Raw genomic sequence first — 4551 nt, 5'->3', positions numbered from 1 at the left:
ACTTCAAACCATCACGTAAATGAAAAGTAATCACCGTACTGTGATCATCACCTGAAACATCCCAATGTGTTGCTAAAACGGGAACCATTTTAGCAGGATCATCTGTCGCAGTACTCACCAAGTTATCACAAATATTGTAAATAATTTCACTTCCATAAACATCATTAAGTTGTGCGGGATCAAACGTACTGATTGCATCAAGATTCCAAGCCATCACAAGGGTATCAGCGGGTGTTTTTGCTGAAACCTGTTGTACAACTACGCCCAAAGCCATAAGAGCAGCAACAAGAGAGCTGCTACTTTTCAATATTGTTTTCTTCAAGTTCATAAACTTTTCCCTTTATTTATTTTTATCAATTAATGACGCTGAAATAATATAGCAAATTTATAATTATAACATTGAATAAATACGTTCTAATCGCCTATATTTTTAATCACCTACACAGAGTCATCTACTTGATAAATTCATTGACTTACGTCTCAATAAACCATAACGAACATGCAATATATGTTTTGCTAACCAGTATTACATTCTTTTCATAACCTCTTTGCATATGATAATGCACTATATCAGTTCTCTATTAATCATCAATAAGCCTTGTCGCCCCAAAAATAGTGAGCTTTAAAAAAATCATTACGCAAAAATTTATGAATTCATTATTCTATTCCTTTAGGCGACATTTAAAATAAAATATGCAAACTTTTAAAATAGTCATCCCCCTCAAACACTGTTTCAAGATACGGCGCATCTTTACTACATGACAAAAACGACACTGGAACAGCAGAAAGACATAAGAAAATATCTTTTCTAAAACGCTATCCCCCACAAAAAGCTGCTTAATCTTTTGAAAAATAAGTGTCAAAAGTTTTACGTTTTTACCAACAAAACCAAACGCGTTAACAAAGATAAAGGAAAAATGAGAAGAATCATTCCTTCCACGCTTTATCTTTTGAGAAATAAAGCTTACAATAAAAGAATATACACTAAAATGCATCCCCCATTGATAAAAACAAAATTCATTAGACGCTTCCCCCCCAAAAGACATAACGAATATAAACCCTTCTAAACTTTAGTGTGCATCATTGCTTTACCACCATAAAAATAGAACAGAAAACAACATACCGCAATAGAACTCTCGTTTCCAGCGGAAACATACAGAGATTCAACGAAGCAATGCAGTGAATACCAGTCTGTCTGAGCTTAAGTATCCTCCCAAAACTGGAGCTCACACGCAGTAAAATTCCTCTCTAGTGAAGGAAAGTTATCAGATAATAAAACCTAACACAAGCAGCTTGAGTCATTTAACTTCAATTTTTCATCGCTGTATTTTATTTTTATTACCTAGGTAAGCATTGAGCAATCGACCTACATATAAATAAACCGACAGTCATACAAGCAAAGTAAAACAATGCAACAACAGCACCCCATCTAAAAACCACTTTGCATTCGTCAATAATCATGAATAAAATATTCATTAATTATAACCGTCATGTCATTAACAGAAATAAAAAAAACTCTTCTCAACCATTACAAATGCCAAAGACTGTTGCACAACATTGAGAGCTAGTAAAGTGTGTGATGGTGCCGATTTGCTCCTTCATAAGCGTAAAGATGGAGTGCACAATGGATTTACTGTCATACCATTCACGGGCGCCACCGCGAAATGGGTTTTGGTGTACTAAATGTTTCTTTAAAACATACAAGACATTACCATTATCTCACTTCAGATACATAACAGTTAAGGTATCACTTCTTTTGGCATCTGTTTTTTCATCCTCAAAATTATACCTTTATCGTTTTTAGTGCCAACAACAGTAGAAAATCATTAATATTGTATAGTTTGTATATTTCAATTATCTTATACAGTGGAATTGTATAATCTATACATTTATTAAATAATTCAATTATTATCCTATTGATCATTACTCTTACAAAAGACAGTTTGCCAATTTATCGACAAAAACATCCTTCAAGATGATCATTAACAATCCCTACGGACTGCATAAAAGCATAACAAATTGTGGGACCAACGAATGTCCAGCCACGTCTCTTCAAGTCTTGAGAAAGACGAAGAGAAGCAGGTGTCATAGGGTTAGCCAACAGTGTTTGAAAGTCTATCTTTTCATAACGCTCTGATTGTGGTGGCTGAAAAGACCAAAAATAGCGGGACAAACTTCCCCACTCTGTTATAATTTCTTGTGCTCTCAATGCATTATTAAGCACTGATTGAATTTTTCCTTGATGGCGAACAATGTCTTTATTCTGCATTAACATTTGCACCTTCAGCTCATCATAATGAACAATCTTTTCAAAGTCAAAGTGATCAAATGCAACGCGAAAAAAAGAGCGTTTTTTTAAAATTGTAAACCAAGAAAGCCCCGCTTGGAAACCTTCAAGACAAATTTTCTCAAACAAACGAATATCCTCAAAAATAGGCTTTCCCCATTCGGTATCATGATAAGCACAATAAAGTGGATCCGTTCCAGCCCATGCGCAACGAACTTTTTCATCCACTCCCTTAAGAAGACCTTCCGCAAGCATGGCATTAACCGTATTAAAAGAGAGTTCCTTGATCATCGCTTGGCGACTTTATCTGCTTGTGTTTTGACCGTTTAGAAAAAACAGGTTCTTGTGTTGCAACACTGATATCTCCATCAAAAAAGCGTAAATTTATTTGCCCTGTTTCAGGAAACTGAACCAATCGTTTAATGGGCTTATGATCTTTCCCCAAAGCCAAAACAAAACCGCGCTCCAAAATATTCTGATATGAAGTGCTTCTTAAAAGCCTAGATACTACCTCTAACCCAGCACGTTGTTTTTCCACACTACGCACAAAAGCACGCTGAAGACGTGCCGTATATTCCTTTGTATTGCGTTGTGCTTTTTCAATATTTAACAAACGCGGTGAAAAACGCACACCAAGTGCATGAAAAGAAAAACGTTTTTTATCGTAGCTTACACAAAGAGCACGCTGCAATCGACTTGAAGTTTCATCTAAACCACGCCGTGGTAGAGCAAAAAGTTGATCGGCAGTCGGAAGAGCTCGTAGAGTGGCACGCAATTTTTGTCGATAAAAATCCAAATAACGCGCGAGTCCCTTGCGCAAACGTGCATCAAGCGATGCCACCAGCACCTCGAGATCAAGCTTAACAGGAACAGCCCGTTCTGCTGCGGCGGTAGGAGTTGGAGCGCGCCAATCAGCCACATAATCAATCAAGGTCCAGTCCGTTTCATGCCCAACAGCAGAAATAACAGGAAGAGAAGATTCATAAACAGCACGAACAACAGCTTCGTCATTAAACCCCCACAAATCTTCTAAACTTCCTCCTCCCCGTGCAACAATAATAAGATCAGGTTTTGGAATAAGTCCACCTAGACCAAGAGCATTAAAACCTTCAACAGCAACAGCCACTTCCCTCCCACTTGTTTCCCCCTGAACACGTACAGGCCAAACCAAAATATGCAACGGAAAACGATCGGATATACGATGAATAATATCACGAATAACAGCACCTGTTGGTGATGTTACAACGCCTAAAATTCGAGGCATATAAGGCAAAGGTTTTTTCTTTTCTTCATCAAACAAGCCTTCTTCTAAAAACTTTTTCTTACGATTTTCAAGAAGTGTCATCAAAGCACCAACCCCCGTTGGTTCAAGAGCCTCGATGACAATTTGATATTTCGATGACCCTGGATACGTCGTAAGTTTACCAACAGCAACTACTTCCATCCCTTCTTCAGGAGGGAATTTGAGCTTTTCCATAACTCCACGCCAAATAACAGCTTCCAACCGTGCCTTATCATCTTTTAAAGCAAAATAAGCATGTCCCGAAGCATGAGTACCACGGTACCCTGATATCTCCCCACGCACCCGTACATAACCAAACTTTTCTTCAACAACACGCTTTAGAGCCCCTGCTATTTCGGAAACAGTGAATTCTGCCACATTTGTTACACCTGTTTTTTCACTAAACAAACTTACCATTTTTCAATTCTTTACGCCCGTTTCTGTGAACCTTTTTGAAACAACACATCTTTAAACTTTTGATTTATAGCTTCATCAAAATACCCATAACACCGGCTAGAACAGTTTATATTTTTAATTTCAAATCGATTATCAGGGTTGTAAAAAAACTTGAAGCCGTTGTACGGGGATGTCTAGAGTCATTATTTCATCCGAAAATTGTATCAATAGAAGTTAAAATATTCAATCCTAACATCCAAACAAACACATCTTCTATAAGAATTCCTGAAATAAAATTCTCTACACAACATAGTAATCCATTCCCGATAGAATTCAATGTATTGCAAAGTATTAAAGAGCTTTGCAATACATCAAATATATCATGACCCTGTTTTTTATATTTTATAAACTTGATACCTTCTTATTTTTCAATTGCACTATAAAAAATACGTGGTGCACTATTCCAAACCCATTTTTTAACATCAGGTGTCATCGCTATCGTGTGATACGTCTGATAGATAAAAGCATAAGGCCCTTTCTGCATAAAATCACGTTGTAAATCAGCATACATTTGCGCCCGTTTTTT

General features: G+C 36.9%; 2 protein-coding genes and 2 pseudogenes. All 4 read right to left on the bottom strand.

All coding sequences use genetic code 11. The features are described from left to right. Positions 1–328: pseudogene (locus ACFIL3_RS09055) on the bottom strand (ABC transporter substrate-binding protein); the annotation flags it as partial. Between the two features lie 1623 nt (positions 329–1951). Then, entirely contained in the window at positions 1952–2578 is a 627-nt protein-coding gene (locus tag ACFIL3_RS09050; RefSeq protein ID WP_375680728.1) for a DNA-3-methyladenine glycosylase I, read from the bottom strand. Beyond that, positions 2556–3986 (bottom strand): exodeoxyribonuclease VII large subunit, encoded by a 1431-nt coding sequence (gene xseA / locus ACFIL3_RS09045; RefSeq protein WP_375682111.1) that lies wholly within the window; start codon positions 3984–3986, stop codon positions 2556–2558. The genes ACFIL3_RS09050 and xseA overlap by 23 nt, the downstream gene beginning before the upstream one ends. 400 nt (positions 3987–4386) lie before the next feature. Beyond that, positions 4387–4551: pseudogene (locus tag ACFIL3_RS09040) on the bottom strand (ABC transporter substrate-binding protein); the annotation flags it as partial.

The organism is Bartonella sp. CE47NXGY, assembly GCF_042195415.1.
Taxonomy (GTDB): Bacteria; Pseudomonadota; Alphaproteobacteria; order Rhizobiales; family Rhizobiaceae; genus Bartonella.
This window is presented reverse-complemented; position numbering and strand designations above follow the sequence as displayed.